This is a genomic window from Primorskyibacter flagellatus (assembly GCF_900176485.1).
Taxonomy (GTDB): domain Bacteria; phylum Pseudomonadota; class Alphaproteobacteria; order Rhodobacterales; family Rhodobacteraceae; genus Primorskyibacter; species Primorskyibacter flagellatus.
On sequence record NZ_FWYD01000002.1, the window covers coordinates 486,121 to 505,071 of the forward strand.

General features: G+C 58.3%; 18 protein-coding genes. 8 read left to right on the top strand and 10 right to left on the bottom strand.

Annotated features, from left to right (window positions below):
* Nucleotides 1-32: 32 nt before the first annotated feature.
* Nucleotides 33-476, top strand: a complete 444-nt coding sequence (locus B8991_RS05145) for an NUDIX hydrolase (RefSeq protein ID WP_084350971.1) — start codon at nucleotides 33-35, stop codon at nucleotides 474-476.
* Here B8991_RS05145 and B8991_RS05150 read toward each other — a convergent pair.
* A complete protein-coding gene (locus B8991_RS05150) occupies nucleotides 462-1,775 on the bottom strand; it encodes a PP2C family protein-serine/threonine phosphatase (protein ID WP_235866543.1) in 1,314 nt (437 codons plus the stop codon). The two genes, B8991_RS05145 and B8991_RS05150, sit on opposite strands and share 15 nt — an antisense overlap.
* 125 nt (nucleotides 1,776-1,900) lie before the next feature.
* Here B8991_RS05150 and B8991_RS05155 point away from each other — a divergent pair, with 125 nt between their 5' ends.
* The gene (locus B8991_RS05155) at nucleotides 1,901-2,218 is read left to right on the top strand and encodes an Hpt domain-containing protein (RefSeq protein ID WP_084350973.1); all 318 of its coding nucleotides are present in this window, start codon (nucleotides 1,901-1,903) and stop codon (nucleotides 2,216-2,218) included.
* 62 nt (nucleotides 2,219-2,280) lie between these two features.
* On the opposite strand, the gene ilvA is transcribed toward B8991_RS05155, so the two are convergent.
* Together ilvA and B8991_RS05165 are read right to left on the bottom strand one after the other, a co-directional pair.
* Nucleotides 2,281-3,507 carry a threonine ammonia-lyase IlvA gene (ilvA, locus tag B8991_RS05160; protein WP_084350975.1) on the bottom strand — a complete coding sequence of 409 codons (1,227 nt, stop codon included), beginning with the start codon at nucleotides 3,505-3,507 and terminating at the stop codon, nucleotides 2,281-2,283.
* Nucleotides 3,508-3,544: 37 nt separating this feature from the next.
* Complete coding sequence (locus tag B8991_RS05165) at nucleotides 3,545-4,297, bottom strand: hypothetical protein (RefSeq protein ID WP_179141426.1); 753 nt, start codon at nucleotides 4,295-4,297, stop codon at nucleotides 3,545-3,547.
* 125 nt (nucleotides 4,298-4,422) lie between these two features.
* On the opposite strand from B8991_RS05165, the gene B8991_RS05170 reads away from it, so the two are divergent.
* Complete coding sequence (locus B8991_RS05170; protein WP_084350979.1) at nucleotides 4,423-5,649, top strand: argininosuccinate synthase; 1,227 nt, start codon at nucleotides 4,423-4,425, stop codon at nucleotides 5,647-5,649.
* A 100-nt stretch (nucleotides 5,650-5,749) separates the two neighbouring features.
* On the opposite strand, the gene B8991_RS05175 is transcribed toward B8991_RS05170, so the two are convergent.
* A complete protein-coding gene (locus tag B8991_RS05175; protein WP_084350981.1) occupies nucleotides 5,750-6,166 on the bottom strand; it encodes a DUF7282 domain-containing protein in 417 nt (138 codons plus the stop codon).
* Nucleotides 6,167-6,265: 99 nt separating this feature from the next.
* Nucleotides 6,266-6,979 carry a sulfotransferase-like domain-containing protein gene (locus tag B8991_RS05180; RefSeq protein ID WP_084350983.1) on the bottom strand — a complete coding sequence of 238 codons (714 nt, stop codon included), beginning with the start codon at nucleotides 6,977-6,979 and terminating at the stop codon, nucleotides 6,266-6,268.
* A gap of 155 nt (nucleotides 6,980-7,134) precedes the next feature.
* Here B8991_RS05180 and msrA point away from each other — a divergent pair, with 155 nt between their 5' ends.
* Nucleotides 7,135-7,794: a peptide-methionine (S)-S-oxide reductase MsrA gene (msrA, locus tag B8991_RS05185; RefSeq protein ID WP_084350985.1), complete on the top strand. Its 660-nt coding sequence runs from the start codon at nucleotides 7,135-7,137 to the stop codon at nucleotides 7,792-7,794.
* 3 nt (nucleotides 7,795-7,797) lie between these two features.
* Here the strand turns inward: msrA and B8991_RS05190 are convergent, their stop codons facing one another.
* Both B8991_RS05190 and B8991_RS05195 read right to left on the bottom strand, forming a co-directional pair.
* Nucleotides 7,798-8,673, bottom strand: a complete 876-nt coding sequence (locus B8991_RS05190; RefSeq protein WP_084350987.1) for a ribokinase — start codon at nucleotides 8,671-8,673, stop codon at nucleotides 7,798-7,800.
* Nucleotides 8,674-8,713: 40 nt separating this feature from the next.
* Nucleotides 8,714-10,969, bottom strand: coding sequence for an NADP-dependent malic enzyme (locus B8991_RS05195; protein ID WP_084350989.1), 2,256 nt, complete (start codon nucleotides 10,967-10,969; stop codon nucleotides 8,714-8,716).
* Nucleotides 10,970-11,101: 132 nt separating this feature from the next.
* Here B8991_RS05195 and mutS point away from each other — a divergent pair, with 132 nt between their 5' ends.
* Nucleotides 11,102-13,738 (top strand): DNA mismatch repair protein MutS, encoded by a 2,637-nt coding sequence (gene mutS, locus B8991_RS05200; RefSeq protein ID WP_235866544.1) that lies wholly within the window; start codon nucleotides 11,102-11,104, stop codon nucleotides 13,736-13,738.
* A gap of 73 nt (nucleotides 13,739-13,811) precedes the next feature.
* Here the strand turns inward: mutS and B8991_RS05205 are convergent, their stop codons facing one another.
* Complete coding sequence (locus B8991_RS05205; RefSeq protein ID WP_084350991.1) at nucleotides 13,812-14,369, bottom strand: nucleotide exchange factor GrpE; 558 nt, start codon at nucleotides 14,367-14,369, stop codon at nucleotides 13,812-13,814.
* Nucleotides 14,370-14,378: 9 nt separating this feature from the next.
* On the bottom strand, nucleotides 14,379-15,443 hold the full coding sequence (hrcA, locus tag B8991_RS05210; protein WP_084350993.1) for a heat-inducible transcriptional repressor HrcA: 1,065 nt from the start codon (nucleotides 15,441-15,443) through the stop codon (nucleotides 14,379-14,381).
* 116 nt (nucleotides 15,444-15,559) lie between these two features.
* On the opposite strand from hrcA, the gene rph reads away from it, so the two are divergent.
* From rph to hemW, 3 genes are read left to right on the top strand one after another with little or no spacing between them, the layout of a single operon-like run.
* Nucleotides 15,560-16,273: a ribonuclease PH gene (rph, locus tag B8991_RS05215; protein ID WP_084350995.1), complete on the top strand. Its 714-nt coding sequence runs from the start codon at nucleotides 15,560-15,562 to the stop codon at nucleotides 16,271-16,273.
* Nucleotides 16,270-16,881: an RdgB/HAM1 family non-canonical purine NTP pyrophosphatase gene (rdgB, locus tag B8991_RS05220; RefSeq protein WP_084350998.1), complete on the top strand. Its 612-nt coding sequence runs from the start codon at nucleotides 16,270-16,272 to the stop codon at nucleotides 16,879-16,881. The genes rph and rdgB overlap by 4 nt, the downstream gene beginning before the upstream one ends.
* Nucleotides 16,874-18,034, top strand: a complete 1,161-nt coding sequence (gene hemW, locus B8991_RS05225) for a radical SAM family heme chaperone HemW (RefSeq protein ID WP_235866545.1) — start codon at nucleotides 16,874-16,876, stop codon at nucleotides 18,032-18,034. Before rdgB ends, hemW begins: the two co-directional genes overlap by 8 nt.
* On the opposite strand, the gene B8991_RS05230 is transcribed toward hemW, so the two are convergent.
* Entirely contained in the window at nucleotides 18,035-18,940 is a 906-nt protein-coding gene (locus B8991_RS05230) for a ParB/RepB/Spo0J family partition protein (RefSeq protein WP_084351002.1), read from the bottom strand.
* Nucleotides 18,941-18,951 lie beyond the last annotated feature (11 nt).

The following is an 18,951-nucleotide window of genomic DNA, read 5'->3' on the forward strand; positions in this document are numbered from 1 at the left end:
GGACGGCAAGCAATCGGCCAAGGGGGCGGCAAATGACAAGACGGTTTGGCAACAGCCCCCTGCCCGGCAAAAACTATGTAGCCCGGCCCGGAGTCTACGCCATCCTGCCCGGCAAGCGCGGCTTGTTATTGACCCATCAATCACAACCGGAACCAGAGTTTCAGCTGCCCGGTGGCGGCATTGATCCGGGCGAATCGCCCTTGCGCGCGCTGCATCGCGAGGTTTGGGAAGAGACCGGCTGGACGATTGCACGGCCCCGCAGGCTGGGAGTATTCCGGCGTTTCACCTTCATGCCTGACTACGATATTTGGGCAGAGAAGATTTGTACCGTCTATCTCGCGGCCCCGGTTCGCAGTTGCGGGGACCCTGTAGAGCCGGATCACACGGCCTGTTGGATGAAACCACGCGATGCAATGGTCGAGCTGGCAAATGCCGGAGATCGGCATTTTGTTCGCCGGATGCTAGGATTGTGCTGAGATCTGATTGACCTCCGGACATCCGAATTCAAGCAATGCGGCTGACACGTCGTCGGTCAACTGACCCGGCGCTGCCATATCTTCGGCAAGCCGCGAGAACATATCCTGCAAATAGTCGGCACCGCTGCCAGTGTGGGGCGTCGAAATTGCCAGCCGGTGCAGCCCGTCATCCTCCAGCATCCACCCGTTTTTCATCACGCATTCCGGAAATCCGTCAGAATAGAGCAATAACCGATCACCGGCGGCGAGTCGGATCTCGGATTGGTCATATATCACGTCGTTTACGAGCCCCACGGGTACACCACCGCATCCGATGAATTCGGCACTGCCGTCAGCCCGCATGACCAACGGGTGCGGATGTCCGGCCTGAACAAGTTTCGCGACACCTGTGCGAAGATCGACCACGGCGTAGAGAAGCGTCAGATATTCCTCGACCCCGGCATCGGCATTCAATCGGTCGTTCAGCATGCGGGCGACAACGTCGGGCGGGCGCAGCTTGAGACGGCCGTCCGTATCGCGCTCCATCGCGATGTTCTGGTCCGGAAAGGAACTGTTGAGATAGCCCGCCACCCGCGCCGTCATCATCGCAGACGTAATGCCGTGACCGGACACGTCGATGCTGTAGAATCCCAACTGCATGTCATCGGGGCTGAACATGCCGACAAGATCGCCGCCCACATGTCCACAGGGCTTGAGCAGGAGGCTTACGCGCGAACCGCCGAAATCGCGGACCGTTTCGGGCATCAGAGAGTCCTGGATCTTGCGGGCCTGTTTCAGATCCTTGTCGATGGCATCATACAGGGTCTGCAAAGTCCCCAGCGTTTCCGAGATCACGCGGTTTTTCTGGTTCAACTCGCGTTCCATCTGCAGGATACGCGCGCCGGCGGTGATCCGGGCGCGAAGCTCTGCCGCATTCACGGGCTTGGTCAGAAAGTCGTCGGCACCGGCATCCAGCCCCCGCGCGATTTCATCCTTTTCGCCCTTGGAGGTCAGCAGGATGAAATAGCCATAGCTGTCGCGCGCCAACTGCCTGAACCGACGACAAAATTCCAACCCATCCATGCCGGGCATCATCCAGTCGGACAATACAAGGTCCGGTTGGTGGCTGTCGCAGAGGGCGATTGCCTCGTCGCCCGAGGCGGCCTCAATCACCTCCAGCCCCCATTTTCGCAACAGGCTGGTGATGATTTTGCGCTGGAGTCTGCTGTCATCAACGACCAAAGCCAGACGCAGCGTCGCACTGCCCGCCATCGTGTTCGATGATTCGTCCACCGCCATGGTCACAGGAACGCCCTTCATGTCTAGCTTCGGTTTCATGCGGTCTGGTGTAGGCCCGTGCTGATTAAGCTATGATGAATCCCGAACCCCAAAACCGGCAACAATTTCTTAGCATTTGACCGATACCGTACTGCAAGGAGGGCGCGATGATAGATTGGCAGCGCATATCAGAGCTTCGCGACGAAATCGGCGCGGACGATTTCGATGAGGTGGTTGACCTGTTTCTGGCAGAGGTGGAGGAGACGCTTGAAGCCTTGCCAAATGCCGAAAACTCACAGCTTGAGCCGATGTTGCATCTGCTCAAGGGCAGTGCGCTGAATCTTGGATTTCAGGCCTTTGCAAACCGGTGTCTTGAAGGCGAAGCCGCAGCACGCGCCGACAGGCCGGAAGAGATAGACCGCGATGCGATCAGACAGCTATATGACGCCTCGCGCAGCGCCTTTCTGCAACAGATCACGGCCTGACCTGCTGTGACCTCTGCCCGCTTGCTGCCTTCGCCCTCCCATCCGGCCCGCTCAACGCAGGGTCAAATGACGAATTGCGCCAATGTCTCGTCGTTGGTGATGTCAGTATAGGTGAAGCCTGCGGCGTCCAGCTTCGCAAGAAAAGCCCCAAAGCTCGACGCGTCGCGGGTTTCGATGCCGATCAGAACAGAGCCGAAGTTCCGCGCAGACTTCTTGAGATACTCGAACCGCGCAATGTCATCTTCGGGACCAAGGAAGTTCAGAAACTCTTTCAACGCGCCGGGCCGCTGCGGCATTCGCAGGATGAAGTATTTCTTCAGCCCCTGATAACGCTGCGCCCGCTCTTTGACCTCGGGCAGACGCTCGAAATCGAAATTTCCGCCGGAAGTGACGCACACCACGCGCCGCCCGCGGATTGCATGGCCCAGATCACGCAGCGCATCGACGGCCAAAGCGCCCGCGGGTTCCAGAACGATCCCCTCGACGTTCAGCATTTCCAACATGGTGACGCAAAGCCGGTCCTCCGGAATGGTCAGTGAGTTGGCCAGACCGACACCTTTGAGGCGGGCAAATGTCCGTTCGCCAATCTGCCCGACAGCAGCCCCGTCGGCAAAGGTGTTAACGGAGTCGAGCTTGACCGGCTGACCCATCTGCAAGGCCGCGTGAAGACAGGCCCCGCCTGCGGGCTCCACAAAAGTATATTGCACATCCGTCCCGAAATAGCTGAGCACGCCGGAGGATAGACCACCGCCGCCAACCGGCAGCATCAGATGATCGGGCTTGCCGCCTAACTGTTCCTCGATCTCTACCGCGACAGAGGCCTGACCTTCGATCACGTCCTCATCGTCAAATGGCGACAGGAAATGTCCGTTGGTCTCCGTGCAATAGGTCTGCGCAGCACGAAGCGTGTCGTCGAAGTAATCGCCGGTCAGCTGGATCTCGATGTTATTGCCACCGAACATCCGTGTCTTCTGGATCTTCTGTTGCGGCGTCGTCACCGGCATGAAGATCACACCGCGCTTGCCAAAGTGGCGACACATGAACGCGACACCCTGCGCGTGATTGCCGGCGCTGGCGCAGACAAAAACCGGCGCATCGGGTTGCTTGCGCATCGCGTTGAACGCCCCGCGCAGCTTGTAGCTGCGCACAGGCGACAGATCCTCGCGTTTCAACCAGACTTCGCATCCGTAGGTTTCCGACAGATGCGCGTTCAGCAGCAACGGGGTTGGCGGAAAAACATCGCGCATTGCGCTGGTGGCGTCACGCGCCTTTTTGATGAAATCAGTCATCTTCGATCAGTGTCCCATGATGGCAAACGAGGCAAGCCTAGTCGATGCTGCGGCCTTCGATGAAATGACCGTAGACTGTGGTCAGCAGCGAGATACCGATGATTGTCACAAACCAGTTCACCACCAGAATATAGATCAGGTTGATGATGGATCCCGGATCACTGTTCAACAGGCTTGGCAGCACCACGATCAGCGTTGCGACGCTAACGACAACGCCCAGAACCACGAAGGTCGAGGCCTGATCTCGTGTCGCCGCCCATGCCTCGCCCAGGGTCAGGTTTTTGCCGATTGCGCAGGCCGGCAGGATCGACCCGAAACGGAAAAACAGGACCGAAGCAAGACCAATGGCCACCGGAACGATCAGCACCGTCAATGGCGGCGCGATGGCACCGATCATGGCAAGTGGCATCGAGGCAATGAGAACCCCGACGGCGACGATGATCCCGATCAATATCGAACGCCCGAAATAGCCAAGCATCTTGCCGCCATGCATCCGGGGCAGATACCCCTCGGGATAGTCCTCTGCCAGGACAAAACGATGCCAGGCGACAGCGATCCAAAGACTTGCCACGAGGCCGAGCATGTTGAGGACCATCGTCATCACGGCATATTGCCCCGTCCCGGCCGGGAACGTGCCGTCGTTGATCGCGCTGGCCATATCGGCATTGAGATAGCCATACACCTGGGCCGCGATCGACACGAGGTAAAGAACGATGGAAATTCGGAACGCTGCGCCAAGGTTGTTGAACACCAAGCGAACCGAATGGACGAAAATCTGCCAACCCAACATCGAAAACTCCTGCACCATGTGCGCTTGTGCTAGCACGCGAGCCCGCCGCCGCCAATGCCACCATCTTGTGCTGCGCAACAAAACCCGCTATCCGCCCCGCGATACTGAACAAGGAAGTGCTGCCCATGTCCGCGCCCAAGAAAGTTGTTCTGGCCTATTCCGGTGGCCTCGATACCTCGATCATCCTGAAATGGTTGCAGACCGAATATGGCTGCGAGGTTGTCACCTTCACCGCCGATCTGGGTCAGGGCGAAGAACTGGAACCCGCCCGCAAGAAGGCCGAGATGATGGGCATCAAGCCCGAAAACATCTTTATTGAAGATGTGCGCGAGGAATTCGTGCGCGATTTCGTCTTCCCGATGTTCCGTGCCAACGCGGTTTATGAGGGTCTGTACCTGCTGGGCACGTCGATTGCGCGGCCGCTGATTTCCAAGCGTCTGGTAGAGATTGCAGAAGCCACCGGCGCCGATGCCGTGGCCCATGGCGCGACCGGCAAGGGCAACGATCAGGTCCGGTTTGAACTTTGCGCCTATGCGCTGAACCCCGACATCAAGGTGATCGCACCCTGGCGGGAATGGGATCTCAGCTCGCGCACCAAGCTGCTGGCCTTTGCCGAGGAAAACCAGATCCCGATCGCCAAGGACAAGCGCGGCGAGGCGCCCTTCTCTGTCGATGCGAACCTGCTGCACACCTCGTCCGAAGGCAAGGTGCTGGAAGACCCGGCGCAGGACGCGCCCGATTATGTCTACCAACGCACCGTCAATCCAGAGGATGCGCCCAACACGCCCGAATTTATCGAGATCACCTTCGAAAAGGGCGATCCCGTTGCGATCAATGGCGAAGCGATGTCGCCTGCCACCATCCTGACCAAGCTGAACGAATATGGCGGCAAGCATGGTATCGGTCGGCTTGATCTGGTCGAGGGTCGTTTCGTCGGCATGAAATCGCGCGGGATCTATGAAACCCCCGGCGGCACCATTCTGCTGGAGGCCCATCGCGGCATCGAGCAGATCACGCTGGACCGGGGCGCGGCGCATCTGAAAGACGAGCTGATGCCGCGCTATGCCGAGATCATCTATAACGGCTTCTGGTTCTCGCCCGAACGCGAAATGCTGCAAGCGCTGATCGACAAGAGCCAGGAACATGTCACCGGCACCGTGCGGCTGAAGCTGTACAAAGGTCTTGCGCGCACAGTTGGCCGCTGGTCCGATCACTCGCTGTATTCCGAGGCACATGTGACGTTCGAGGATGACGCAGGTGCCTACGACCAGAAGGACGCGGCCGGGTTCATTCAACTGAATGCGCTGCGCCTGAAACTGCTCGCGGCGCGGAACAAGCGACTTAAGGGCTAACAAATCCCGCATGTTGAAACGAGCATGGCCGGCCCTTTCGGGGCCGGCCATCTTCGTTTGTACTGGTTACCAAGTGTACTCGTTATCAACGCGATTTAGCTTATTCGGCCGTGACGACCGTCATTACCAAGTTTCCGTCCGGCTTGATCGGTCCGTCTTCCGTCGCGCCCAAGGTGTATTCAAAAACGCCGGTCGACATGCCGCCCGCTTCGGAGTGGACCATAAGCATCAACATCTCGCCCGACTTGACTTCCTCTGTCAGGATCGCGGCCACATCGACATTCTCGCCACCACGCAGGGGCGCATAGCCCACAACCGGACCGGGCTTCATTTCTGCATCTGTGCGGTGAACAACCAGCCATCCATTTTCGGCGGCCTGAACCATATCGGCGCTTACGATGCCGTTGGCAACGCTTTGGTCAGACGCTTCAACCATTGGTGCCATGGAATGCGACGCGGCAAAGGCTGTGCTGGCGGCAAGCATAGCGGCAGGGGCGAGGGTCAGAAACTTGTTCATTTTTAACTCCGTATCTGGTTTTCGCCGCAAAGCGCGGCGGCGTATGACCTAGACACGGACAGAACACGCAATTAGTTTCACGCCGCTGAAGAAAAATCCCTACAAAGCGTATCGGCGCATCTTTTCATAGGCAGGCAAGGCGGCCTCGACCAAAGCGGCCAAGCTGTCTGTGACCTCTGGAAGTGGCCCTTCGGGCCCCGCGAAACCGACTGACTCATGTACCGCGCCGTACCAAACGGGCGCCCAGACGCCGTCAAAGGGTTTTGTCCCGGCTGGCCATTCCAGCATCGCGGGGTCAAAGCTCAGCCCTAGCTCGGCACAAAGCTTGCGCAACATGCCTTCGGGATTGTCCCGAATATCGGCACTGTCCAAGACCAGCGGCTTATGTCCAATGGCAGTGATTTCGTCGAACAGGTCTGCCTGCTGAACAAAACCGATGTCATCCAGAGTTGGATTTTCGTATTTCGCGGCAAAACTGGCAACAACGCGTGCCGGATGGCGGATCAGAAAGACGTTGGCGACCTTGCCCAGCCAGTCACGCGGCACCCCTTCAATCATGTGCTGGGCCATTTGCTTATGATAGACGTGAGGGGCATTGTCCGGGTTCGGCCCAAGCAAGCCATGCACGACATTCGCCGGATCTGTAGATTGCGACGCGATGATATCCTCGCGCATCGGATGGGCCAGACCGGTCTGCGCCAGATAGGCCGCATAAAACGGCTCGTCCACCGCCGCAAAGTCCGAACGGTTTCCGAACGCATACATCATCGCCGTCGACAGGTTGCGCGGCCCCGACCACATTGCGAGTTTCATAGCACCTCCACCGGCTGTTTGCGGCCACGCTAGATGCGGGCGGGCGCAAAGCCAAGCCAGTAAAGTCGCGTCACCAATGCGTGACAAGCCATGACAGTGACTGGACGTGAGGGGCCTCTCGCTGGCACGGTTATGCGCAACGGAGGTATGTTACCATGAACCTATTTGTAAAACTCAAGCCCTTGCTGCTGTCCGTGCTGATCATTGCGGGACTGACCCTGCAAAGCCAAGAGGCGCAGGCAGGCCCGAACAAGACAATAACCCTCGCCGGCGGCTGCTTCTGGTGCGTCGAGGCTGATTTCGAAAAAGTGCCCGGCGTGATTTCCGCCGTGTCCGGCTATACTGGCGGTACGGTCAAAAACCCGACATACAAACAGGTCACACGCGGCGGTACCGGCCATTACGAGGCCGTGCAGATCACCTATGACGCGGGCCGCGTAAGTCTGGAGAGCCTGCTTTCCGCGTTCTTCCGCAGCGTCGATCCGACAGATGCAGGCGGTCAGTTCTGTGACCGGGGAGAGAGCTACCGGACGGCAATATTCGTCTCTGACAGTGCCGAAAACGCTGCTGCCAAAAAGGCCAAATCCGACGCACAGGCGGCCCTTGGCAAGAAGATCGTAACACCGATCCTGAATGCAAAGCCGTTCTACAAGGCCGAGGATTATCATCAGGGCTATTACAAGGGGTCCAGTCTTGTCTTGACCCGGTTTGGTCCGCTGAGTCAGGCCAAGGCGTACAAGCGATACCGCGATGCCTGCGGACGCGATCAGCGGGTCAAGCAGCTTTGGGGGAATGCCGCGCTGTTTGCAGGGTAGCCGCTAAGATATGTCGTCCTGAATGTCTTTCAGGTCGGGAATAACATCCGCCGCGCCAAGCCTTGTGACTTGCAGCGCGGCGGCGCGGGTCGCCTGAGAAATTGCCTGCGCCATCGGCAAACCGCGATCCAGCCCCGCCAGAACATAGCCCGTAAAGGTATCGCCTGCGCCTGTCGTGTCGACCACATCGACGGGCAGCGCGGGAAAGTCCCGGCACTCACCGGTTTCTGTCTGATGCCAGCGGCTGCCCTTTGCCCCCAAGGTGACGATGACGTCCCTCACGGGCAGGCTTTCAGGGGCAAGGCCGGTGGCCTCTTGCAGTTGGGCGGCCTCTACCTCGTTGAGAATGAGGAAATCACAGAAGCTTAGCACTGCCTCGACCGCCTCGGCCTGAAAAGGTGCGGCGGCATAGGCAACCTTCATGCCCTTGGCCGCAGCAAGTTTTGCGGCCTCTACCTGGGCATTGGTTTCATTCTGCATCAACAGCGTGTCGTCGGGGCCGGCTTGGACCAGCGAATCCTCCAGCATCTGCGTCGAAATCAGCCGGTTCGTGCCCGCGTAGAGTATGATCGTGTTCTCGCCATCATCATCGACATAGATGATCGCATGGCCCGATGCGTCCTGATCCAGAACAGAAATGCCCCGCGTATCGACGCCGTATTCCAGCAAGCGGTCCCGTGCCCAGACACCGTCCTGACCGACAGCGCCGATATGCACGACATGGGCCGCCGCGCGCGCCGCCGCCACCGACATATTTGTGCCCTTTCCCCCCAAACCCCGACTCATCGAACCGCAGGAAAGCGTCTCTCCGGGGCTGGGCAGATGCGGTACGCGATAGACGATATCGGCGTTGATAGAGCCTAAATTGAAGATCGTCACAGGCCCGCTCCTTGTCGCTTGCTATGTAGAGTGCCGCCGATCACCCGACCTTGCAAGCGGCCAGCACGGCCATGTTCAGAATATCGTTGGCCGTTGAAACAGACGAGCAGATCTGAATCGACTCACCGATCCCTGCCAGAATTGGCCCGATGACGGTGGCACCCGCCATTTCCTGCATCAGTTTTGTCGAGATCGACGCCGAGTGCCGCGCCGGAACAACCAAAATATTGGCAGGGCCGGTCAGCCGCGAGAACGGGTAATTCTCTTGCGACCGGGTATTAAGCGCCACATCCACGGTCATCTCGCCTTCGTATTCAAAGCTGACGCCGCGCCGGTCAAGCACTTTGGGTGCCTTATGCATCTTTTCGGCACGCTCGGACACCGGATAGCCAAAGGTCGAGAAGCTGACAAAAGCCACACGTGGTTCCAGCCCCAGATGCCGTGCAACATCGGCACTGCGCTCTGCAATCGTGGCAAGATCCTCTTCATCCGGCCATTCATGCACCAACGTGTCAGAGATCATCACGATCCGACCCTTGTGAAGCAGCGCGGTCACGCCAACCGCACCGTGCTGTGCGTCCGCGTCAAAAACGTGGTTGATCAATTCCATCACATGCGCGGATTTGCGGGTCGCGCCGGTGATCAGCCCGTCACCGTGGCCATGCGCCAACATCAGCGCGGCAAAGACATGCCGGTCGCGCGTGGCAAGGCGGTGTATGTCCTGCCGATCATGGCCTTTACGTTGCAGCCTGTCGTAAAGAAACTCTTTGTAGGCTGGCAGGTGGCGCGTGTTCGCCGCGTTGACGATTTCCAACTCGCGGACCGCGTCGCCCATTCCGGCGGCTTCCAGCTTGGTCCTGACGTCATCTTGCCGACCGACGACCAGCGCCTTGCCCAGCCCATTGCGTTGATACATGACCGCAGCACGCAGCACCCGTGGATCATCCCCTTCGGCAAAGATCATACGGGCCTGAGCGGCACGGGCGCGGGCGTTGATGCCCCGCAGAATATTCGAGGTCGGATCCATCCGCGCCTTCAACGACGCCTCGTAGGCATCCATGTCGATGATGGGGCGCCGCGCGGCACCGGTGTCCATTCCGGCACGCGCCACCGCGGGCGGAATCCGGTGAATCAACCGGGGATCAAAGGGCGTCGGAATGATATAGTCCCGCCCGAAAGACAGGTTGCGCCCATAGGCCATCGCGACCTCGTCAGGCACATCTTCGCGCGCGAGATCGGCAAGGGCCTGGGCGCAGGCGATTTTCATCTCGTCATTGATCGCACGCGCATGGATATCCAGCGCCCCGCGAAACAGATACGGAAAGCCCAGAACATTGTTCACCTGATTGGGATAGTCCGACCGGCCTGTTGCGACGATGGCATCGGCGCGCACTTCATGCGCCTCTTCGGGCGTGATCTCGGGGTCGGGGTTGGCCATCGCGAAAATCACCGGATCATCGGCCATCGATGCCAGCATATCCTGCGTCACAGCACCCTTGGCGGAGACGCCGAGAAACACATCCGCGCCTTTCATTGCCTCTTCCAGAGACCGCATTTCTGTCTTGACCGCATGAGCAGATTTCCACTGGTTCATGCCTTCGGTGCGGCCCTGATAGATCACGCCCTTGGTGTCGCACATGATGCAGTTTTCGTGCTTGGCACCCATCGACTTGACCAACTCAAGGCAGGCGATTCCCGCCGCACCGGCACCGTTCAGCACGATCTTGCAGTTTTCGATCTTCTTGCCGGAAATATGCAGCGCGTTGATCAAGCCTGCCGCACAGATCACAGCAGTCCCGTGTTGGTCGTCATGGAAGACGGGGATGTCCATTTCTTCCTTGAGGCGCTGCTCGATGATGAAACATTCGGGCGCCTTTATGTCCTCAAGGTTGATGCCGCCAAATGTCGGCCCCATCAGCCGAACAGCATTGCAAAACGCGTCTGCGTCTTCGGTATCCAACTCGATGTCGATGGAATTGACATCAGCGAAGCGCTTGAACAGCACCGCCTTGCCTTCCATCACCGGCTTGGAGCCAAGCGCACCAAGATTGCCCAGCCCCAGAACCGCCGTACCGTTCGAGATCACGGCAACCAGATTGCCCTTGTTGGTGTAATCATAGGCCGTTTCAGGATTGGCGGCGATTTCCAGACAGGGAACGGCGACGCCCGGCGAATAGGCAAGGCTGAGGTCGCGTTGCGTGGTCATCGGCACGGTCGCGGTGATCTCAAACTTGCCGGGCGTGGGTTCCAGATGGAACGCAAGTGCCTCTTCGCGGGTGTATTTCTGTTTGACCATGCGCCTGTCTCTCCTGCTGGACGATTATTCGTGCTTAACGCAGCATGCAGCATGCCTCAACTGTCCTCGTTTTCGGCTTTTACCCGCAAGGCGTGCTTTGTAAGGTCGCGGTCTCAAATCAAGGGGGTTCGCATGGATGCGGCCGAAGCCACCGTCACGCCAATGATGGCACAGTTTCTGGAGATCAAGGCGCAATATCCCGATGCGCTGCTGTTCTACAGGATGGGCGACTTTTACGAGATGTTTTTCGAGGACGCCAAGCAGGCGGCCGAAGCGCTGGACATTGCGTTGACCAAACGCGGCAAGCACGCGGGTGAAGACATTCCCATGTGCGGCGTGCCGGTCCATGCGGCCGAAGGCTATTTGCTGACCCTGATCCGCAAGGGGTTTCGCGTTGCGGTCTGCGAGCAGATGGAAAGCCCGGCAGAGGCAAAGAAGCGCGGCTATAAATCGGTGGTCAAACGCGATGTCGTGCGATTGGTGACGCCCGGAACGCTGACCGAAGAAAGCCTGTTGGAAGCACGGCGGCACAATTACCTCGCATCCGTGGCGATCATCCGCGACAGCGCGGCGTTGGCCTGGGCCGACATTTCCACCGGTGCGTTTAACGTGATGCCGCTGGAACAGAGCCGCATCGGTCCCGAAGTGGCGCGACTGCTGCCGTCGGAGGTATTGGTGGCCGACGGCGCTGATCTGTCGGTCTACGAAGATCTTGGGATTGCCGCGACAGAGCTTTCGCGCGCCAGTTTTGACAGCGGCGGGGCCGAGAGCCGTCTTTGCGCGCTGTTCGGTGTGAAAACACTTGAATCCTATGGCAATTTCGACCGTGCGGAACTGTCTGCCATGGGGGCGCTGGTCGATTATCTGGATATTACCCAGAAGGGCCGGCTGCCGCTGCTCCGGCCACCGCAACGCGAGACTTTGTCGGGACTCATGCAGATTGATGCCGCCACGCGCCGCAATCTGGAACTGACACATGCCCTGTCTGGCGGACGCGCCGGGTCGTTGCTGTCGGTGATGGACCACACGGTGACCGCAGCGGGGGCGCGGTTGCTGGAACGGCGGATCTCCAGCCCCTCGCGCGATCTGACGTCGATCCACAATCGGCTGGATGCTGTTGATTGGGCAGTCGATGCAGACGAACAGAGGCTGTTCCTGCGGGATACGCTTCGCAGTGTTCCGGATCTGGACCGTGCACTATCAAGACTTGCGCTGGATCGTGGTGGCCCAAGAGATCTGGCCGCAATTCGGAACGGCCTTACGCAAGCGGACACAATTGCAGGCAGTTTGGCCACCGGTTTACCTGACCTTCTAAGCGATGCTGCGCGTGATCTGGGTGGCCATCAGGATCTTTTGCTACTGCTTGATGAGGCCTTGATCGCAGAGCCTCCGCTGCTGTCTCGCGACGGCGGATTCATCGCAGAAGGTTATGCGCCAGAGTTGGACGAGGCCCGCACCCTGCGCGACGAAGGGCGCAGCGTGATTGCCGCCATGCAACAGGAATACGCGGCCCAGACCGGCATTACTGCGCTGAAGATCAAGCATAACAACGTGCTTGGCTATTTCATTGAAACACCCGCGACGCATGCGGAAAAGATGCTATCCGCCCCGCTGTCGGATAAGTTCATCCATCGTCAGACCACGGCAAATCAGGTGCGTTTCACCACAGTCGAATTGAATGAGTTGGAAACGCGCATTCTGAACGCTGGCGGGCAGGCGATCGAGATTGAAAAGCGGCTCTATGAAACGCTGAAACAGGCAATTCTTGAACAAGCCGCACAGATCAGCGCAACCGCGCGGGCGTTGGCAGAGTTCGACCTGGCTTGTGGACTTGCCGATCTGGCATCCGCGCAGAACTGGGCGCGTCCAACTGTGGACAACTCGCGACTGTTTGAAATCGAAGGCGGCCGACATCCGGTGGTAGAGGCAGCCCTTGCGCGGCAGGGCGCTACATTCGTCGCCAATGATTGCGCGCTTCTGGCAGAGGCAGAGGCGCCGTCGATCCAATTGCTGACCGGCCCCAACATGGCGGGTAAATCTACCTATCTAAGACAAAATGCACTGATCGCGCTTATCGCTCAGATGGGCAGCTATGTTCCGGCGGAACGGGCGCATATCGGCATCGTCAGCCAGATCTTCAGCCGCGTGGGCGCGTCGGATGATCTGGCCCGCGGACGGTCAACCTTTATGGTCGAGATGGTCGAAACGGCCGCGATCCTTAATCAGGCTGACGACCGGGCGCTGGTGATCCTCGACGAGATCGGGCGCGGGACCGCAACCTATGACGGGCTGTCCATTGCCTGGGCGACGCTGGAATACCTGCATGACGTGAACCGGGTGCGTGCCCTGTTCGCAACGCATTACCACGAGCTTACGGCATTGGCGGGTAAACTTCCCGGCGTGGGAAACACGACCGTTGCCGTTAGGGAATGGAAGGGCGACGTGATCTTCCTGCACGAGGTGCGCAAAGGCGCCGCTGACAGATCTTACGGCGTGCAGGTTGCGCAGCTTGCGGGCTTGCCGAGCGCAGTGATCGACCGGGCGCGGACAGTTCTTGATGCGTTGGAAAAAGGCGAGCGGGAACGCAGTTCCCCCAAAGCGTTGATCGACGATCTTCCGCTATTTGCCGCCGCGTCGCCCGCCCCCAGACAAGTTACCAAAACCTCTGCGGTCGAGGCACGTTTGACGGAGATCATGCCAGACGAGTTAAGCCCACGAGATGCGCTGCAAGCTCTCTACGAGCTTCGAGATCTTCTGGAGGGGGACTAGATCATATCGGTCGTGCAACCGAACGAAAAATGCCCCCGGCAATCCGGGGGCATTTTTTATCACATGACTCTTTTTATCCAGCGAAGGACGACACGCCGACCTGGGCCGGCCGCAAGAGCCGATCGTATAGAAGGAACCCTTCTGCGGAGACTTGAATGATCTCGCCGGACTTTGTGCCCGGCAGAGGTGCTTCAAACATCGCCTCATGCAGTTTGGGATCGAATTTCTCGCCGACCTCTGGCGAGACAACCTCTATTCCGTGCTTCTTGAACACGTTCCGAAGTTCTCGGAGCGTCAATTCAACACCTTCGATCAGTGCGGTGTTTTTCTCGGCCGCGTCTTCGGATGTTCCCAGGGCCCGCTGAAGGTTATCGTAAACCGGCAACAAATCGCGGGCCAGTTTCGAACCGCCATATCGCTCTGCCTCGCGCCGGTCCTTTTCGGACCGTTTGCGCGAATTTTCAGCATCGGCCAACGCGCGCATGAACCGATCGCGCAATTCATCGCGCTCGGCCCGCAATGCGTCCAGCTCTATTGCCTCGTCATCATCTTCCGCCATCACATCTGCATATTCTTCTTCTTCAGTCGAATCGATGTCATCCAGGAAGTCTTCTTCCTTCGGGTCTGCCATTCTTCACCTCTAGCTCCGGTCCGAGATCAACTTCCCGACCAGTTGTGCCGTGTAGTCCACAATCGGGACAATCCGTCCATAGTTCAGGCGCGTGGGTCCAATGACGCCAACCGCACCAATTATCTTTCGATCCGAGTTCATATATGGAGAGACCACCAGAGAGGAACCCGAAAGTGAGAAAAGTTTGTTCTCTGAGCCAATAAAAATACGCACCCCGTCGCCTGCTTCGGTCAATTCCAGAAATTCTGCGATGTCACGCTTGCGTTCCAGGTCATCGAAAAGCGATCGGATGCGATCAAGTTCAGCCTCGTCAGCCTCGGCACCCAACAGGTTTGATCGTCCGCGGACGATCAAGCGTTCATGGTGATGGCCTTCACCGGTCCAGACGGCGATACCACTGTCGACCATTTCGCGTGCAAGGGAATCAATCTCTTGCCTGCGGGCATCAATTTCGGTTTTCATTTCACGCTGCAAATCAGACAGCGTTCTGCCTTCGATCAGCGCGTTAAGAAAATTCGCCGCCTCACGCATCGAACTTGGTGTCTGACCCGGCGGCGGGCTGAACAGACGGTTCTCAACATGGCCATCGCCGAACACCAGAACGACCAAAGCGCGGTCATGCCCAAGGCTGACAAACTCGATATGCTTGATCGGAGCTTCATGTTTTGGTGTCAAAACAAGCGACGCGCCGCGCGTTACGCCAGACAGGGCCGCGCTGACGCGGTCCAGCGCGTTTGATACATCATCGGTGTTACTGGTGAGTGTGGCGTCCAGCTTTTGACGATCATCGTCTCCAAGGTCGCCGACTTCCAGAAGACCATCGACGAACATCCTGAGACCCGTCTGCGTCGGGATTCTTCCGGCGCTGACATGCGGACTGTCCAGAAGACCAAGGAATTCGAGGTCCTGCATGACATTCCGGATTGTGGCGGCGCTGACCTTTTCGCTAAGCGTGCGCGTCAATGTGCGCGACCCGACAGGCTCTCCGCTGTCCAGATAGCCTTCGACAACCCGCCGGAACACCTCCCGCGAGCGGTCGTTCATCTCACCTAGAATTTTCTGACCGTCATTCATGATCGGAACCCATTCTGCGGACGGCCATTAAAGACGCTGGGGCGGAAAGGTCAATCGGACTTGCGCATGCCCCTTTTGGCCCTGTATCCCGACTGCAAATCTGGGAAGGATACAGAATGCGACCGTCAGGACGAGATCTAAGCGAAATGCGCGCAGTTTCAATCGAAACCGGCGTCACAATGCACGCGGAGGGTTCTTGCCTGATCCGTATGGGCAACACCCATGTGTTGTGTACCGCAACCATCGAGGACCGCGTGCCGCCGTTCATCAAAGGATCGGGGTTGGGCTGGGTCACTGCCGAATACGGTATGCTGCCGCGCGCCACCAACACGCGGATGCGTCGTGAAGCAACTGCCGGTAAGCAAGGTGGCCGCACGGTCGAGATTCAGCGTTTGATCGGACGCAGCCTTCGCGCCGGCGTGGACCGCGTCGCACTGGGCGAAAGACAGATCACCGTGGATTGCGACGTCATTCAGGCCGATGGCGGCACCCGCTGCGCATCCATCACTGGCGGTTGGGTTGCGCTGCGTCTGGCTGTCAACAAGCTGATGAAAGCGGGTGACGTCATCTCTGACCCGCTGGTTGATCCTGTGGCGGCGGTTTCATGTGGCGTCTATGCGGGTCAGGCCGTTCTTGACCTGGACTACCCCGAGGATAGCGAGGCCGGCGTGGACGGTAACTTTATCATCCATGGCGATGGTCGGCTCATCGAGGTGCAGATGTCAGCCGAAGGCGCCACGTTCTCGCGCGATCAGATGAACCAACTTATGGATCTTGCCGAAAAGGGCACGGCAGAGTTGATGGCAGCGCAAAAAGCCGCAACCACATGATACGGAAATTCTCTGGCGACACTTTGCTGGTCGCCACCCACAACTCAGGCAAGCTTGAGGAGATCAAAAATCTTCTTGAGCCTTATGGCGTCAAGGTTGTCGGTGGTGCCGAAATGGATCTGCCCGAACCCGAAGAGACTGAGACGACATTCGCAGGCAATGCCCGCATCAAAGCCCACGCAGCCGCGAAGGCGACCGGACTGCCTGCCCTGTCAGATGACAGCGGTATTGAGATTGACGCACTGGATGGCGCGCCCGGCGTCTATACTGCGGATTGGGCAGAAACAGAGACTGGGCGGGACTTTGTTATGGCCATGACCAAGGCCCGCGACGCGCTTGAGGCGCGTAATGCGCCCTACCCGCGCACCGCTCGGTTTTGTTGCACATTGGTCCTTGCCTGGCCCGACGGACATGACGAGGTATTCCCCGGCGAAATGCTAGGTCAGGTCGTCTGGCCGATGCGCGGGGATCAGGGCCATGGGTATGACCCGATTTTTCAGCCCGATGGTTATGACATAACATTTGGCGAGATGGATCGCTGGGAAAAGAACAGGATAAGCCATCGTGCAGATGCCTTCCGGAAGTTTGTCACGGCCTGCTTTGACTGAAGACTGGCAGAACGGCGGCTTCGGCCTTTATATCCATTGGCCGTTCTGCACTGCCAAATGCCCCTATTGCGACTTCAACAGCCATGTCTCGCGCCAGATCGACCATGCGCGCTGGACGCGCGCCTATCTGTCAGAGATTGACCGCGCCGGTGCGCAGACGCAAGGCCGCATCCTGAATACGGTGTTCTTCGGTGGCGGCACACCGTCACTGATGGCGCCGGACACCGTCGCAGCAATCCTTGACCGGGTACGCGCCACCTGGCCGATGGTGAATGATCCGGAAATTACTCTGGAGGCGAACCCCGGCTCTGTCGATGCCGGGAACTTTCGCGCCTATGCACAGGCTGGTGTGAACCGCGTCTCGATGGGCATTCAGGCGCTGAACGATACGGACCTGCGCCGGCTCGGCCGCATTCACACGGTCAAAGAGGCCCGCGCGGCCTTCGATATCGCCCGAAATCAATTTGATCGCGTTAGCTTTGACCTGATCTACGCAAGACAAGATCAGGGGCTGAATGCTTGGAAGACTGAATTACGCGAAGCGCTGGATATGAGCGTGGACCACTTGTCGCTCTATCAACTCACCATCGAGAATGGGACTGCTTTTGGCGACCGCTTCAATGCAGGGGGTCTGCGCGGGCTGCCCAATGACGACCTGTCGGCGGATATGTACCAGATTACTCAAGATGTTTGTGGCGAGTACGGCATGTCCGCCTACGAAGTATCAAACCACGCACGACCAGGTTCTGAATCACGGCACAATTTGATCTACTGGAGATACGGGGACTATATTGGAATCGGCCCTGGAGCCCATGGCCGCGTGACGCTGGATGGTCGCCGACGCGCAACAGTTGCGTGGTCAATGCCAGACAAGTGGCTCTCGGCGGCGGAACAAGACAACGGAACAAAAGAGCAGGAAGTTTTGCCTGCGCTCGAACAGGCACAAGAATACCTTCTGTTGGGTCTACGAATATCCGAAGGCATAGATATTGCTCGGTTGGCTAGATTTGGTGGATCGTTTGTTGATCACGCTAAAATCGACGGGCTAGTTGACCTCGGCATGGTTGAACGCCGGGGTCATAAGTTGCGGGCCACCGCGCGGGGGTGCCTCGTCCTGAATGCCGTTATTGAAGAGCTGATGCCCCTGGGCTGATCAATTGCCGCTTAAAATCCGGCACAAATCGTCCAACTGCTCCAGATTCGTGTAGCGGATAACCAATTGTCCGGATTCCCCGCCGGCCTTGTGATCCACACTCACCGACATTCCCAGAGCAGCAGAAATATCACCTTCAAGGGCTTTTGTATCCGCGTCCTTTTCCGCCCGACCTCCCTTCGGCTTTGCACCCGAAGTGGCCGCAGGATCAGTCTGTGCAGCTTTCTTGACGGCTTTTTCAATATCTCGAACCGACCATCCAGCCGAAACAGCCTGCTTGGCCAACTCCAGTGATTTATCGGAGGTAATAAGCGCTCTTGCATGTCCCGCGGAAAGATCGCCACCCACAACCATCTTCTGCACATCGTCGGGCAAATTCAGCAGTCTGAGAAGGTTGGCGATATGACTGCGGCTTTTACCAAGGGCCTCCGCCATCTTTTCCTGAGTATGGCCAAAACGGTCCATCAGCTGCCTATATCCCGCAGCTTCTTCGATCGCATTGAGATCCGCGCGTTGAATGTTCTCGATAATCGCGACTTCCAACACCTCGATGTCGGAAAACTCACGCACCAATACCGGCAATTCGTGCAGTTGGGCCATTTGTGCAGCCCGCCAACGCCGCTCCCCCGCAACGATCTCGTATAGATTACTCTCTCCGGGCTTTGGACGAACGATCAAAGGCTGGATAACGCCGCGCGTTCGTATGGACGCCGCCAACTCGTCCAATTGCTCCGGCGTAAAATGTCGCCGTGGCTGGTCAGGATTTGGGACAATCCGCTCTATCGGGATAGAGCGGTCCGCCCTAGGCGATGTATCCGCGCTCTGCTCTCCTGTTGGATCCACATCTGCCATCAACGCGGTCAGGCCACGGCCCAATCCGCGACGACGCTCTTTACTCTCTGTCATCTCATTCCTCC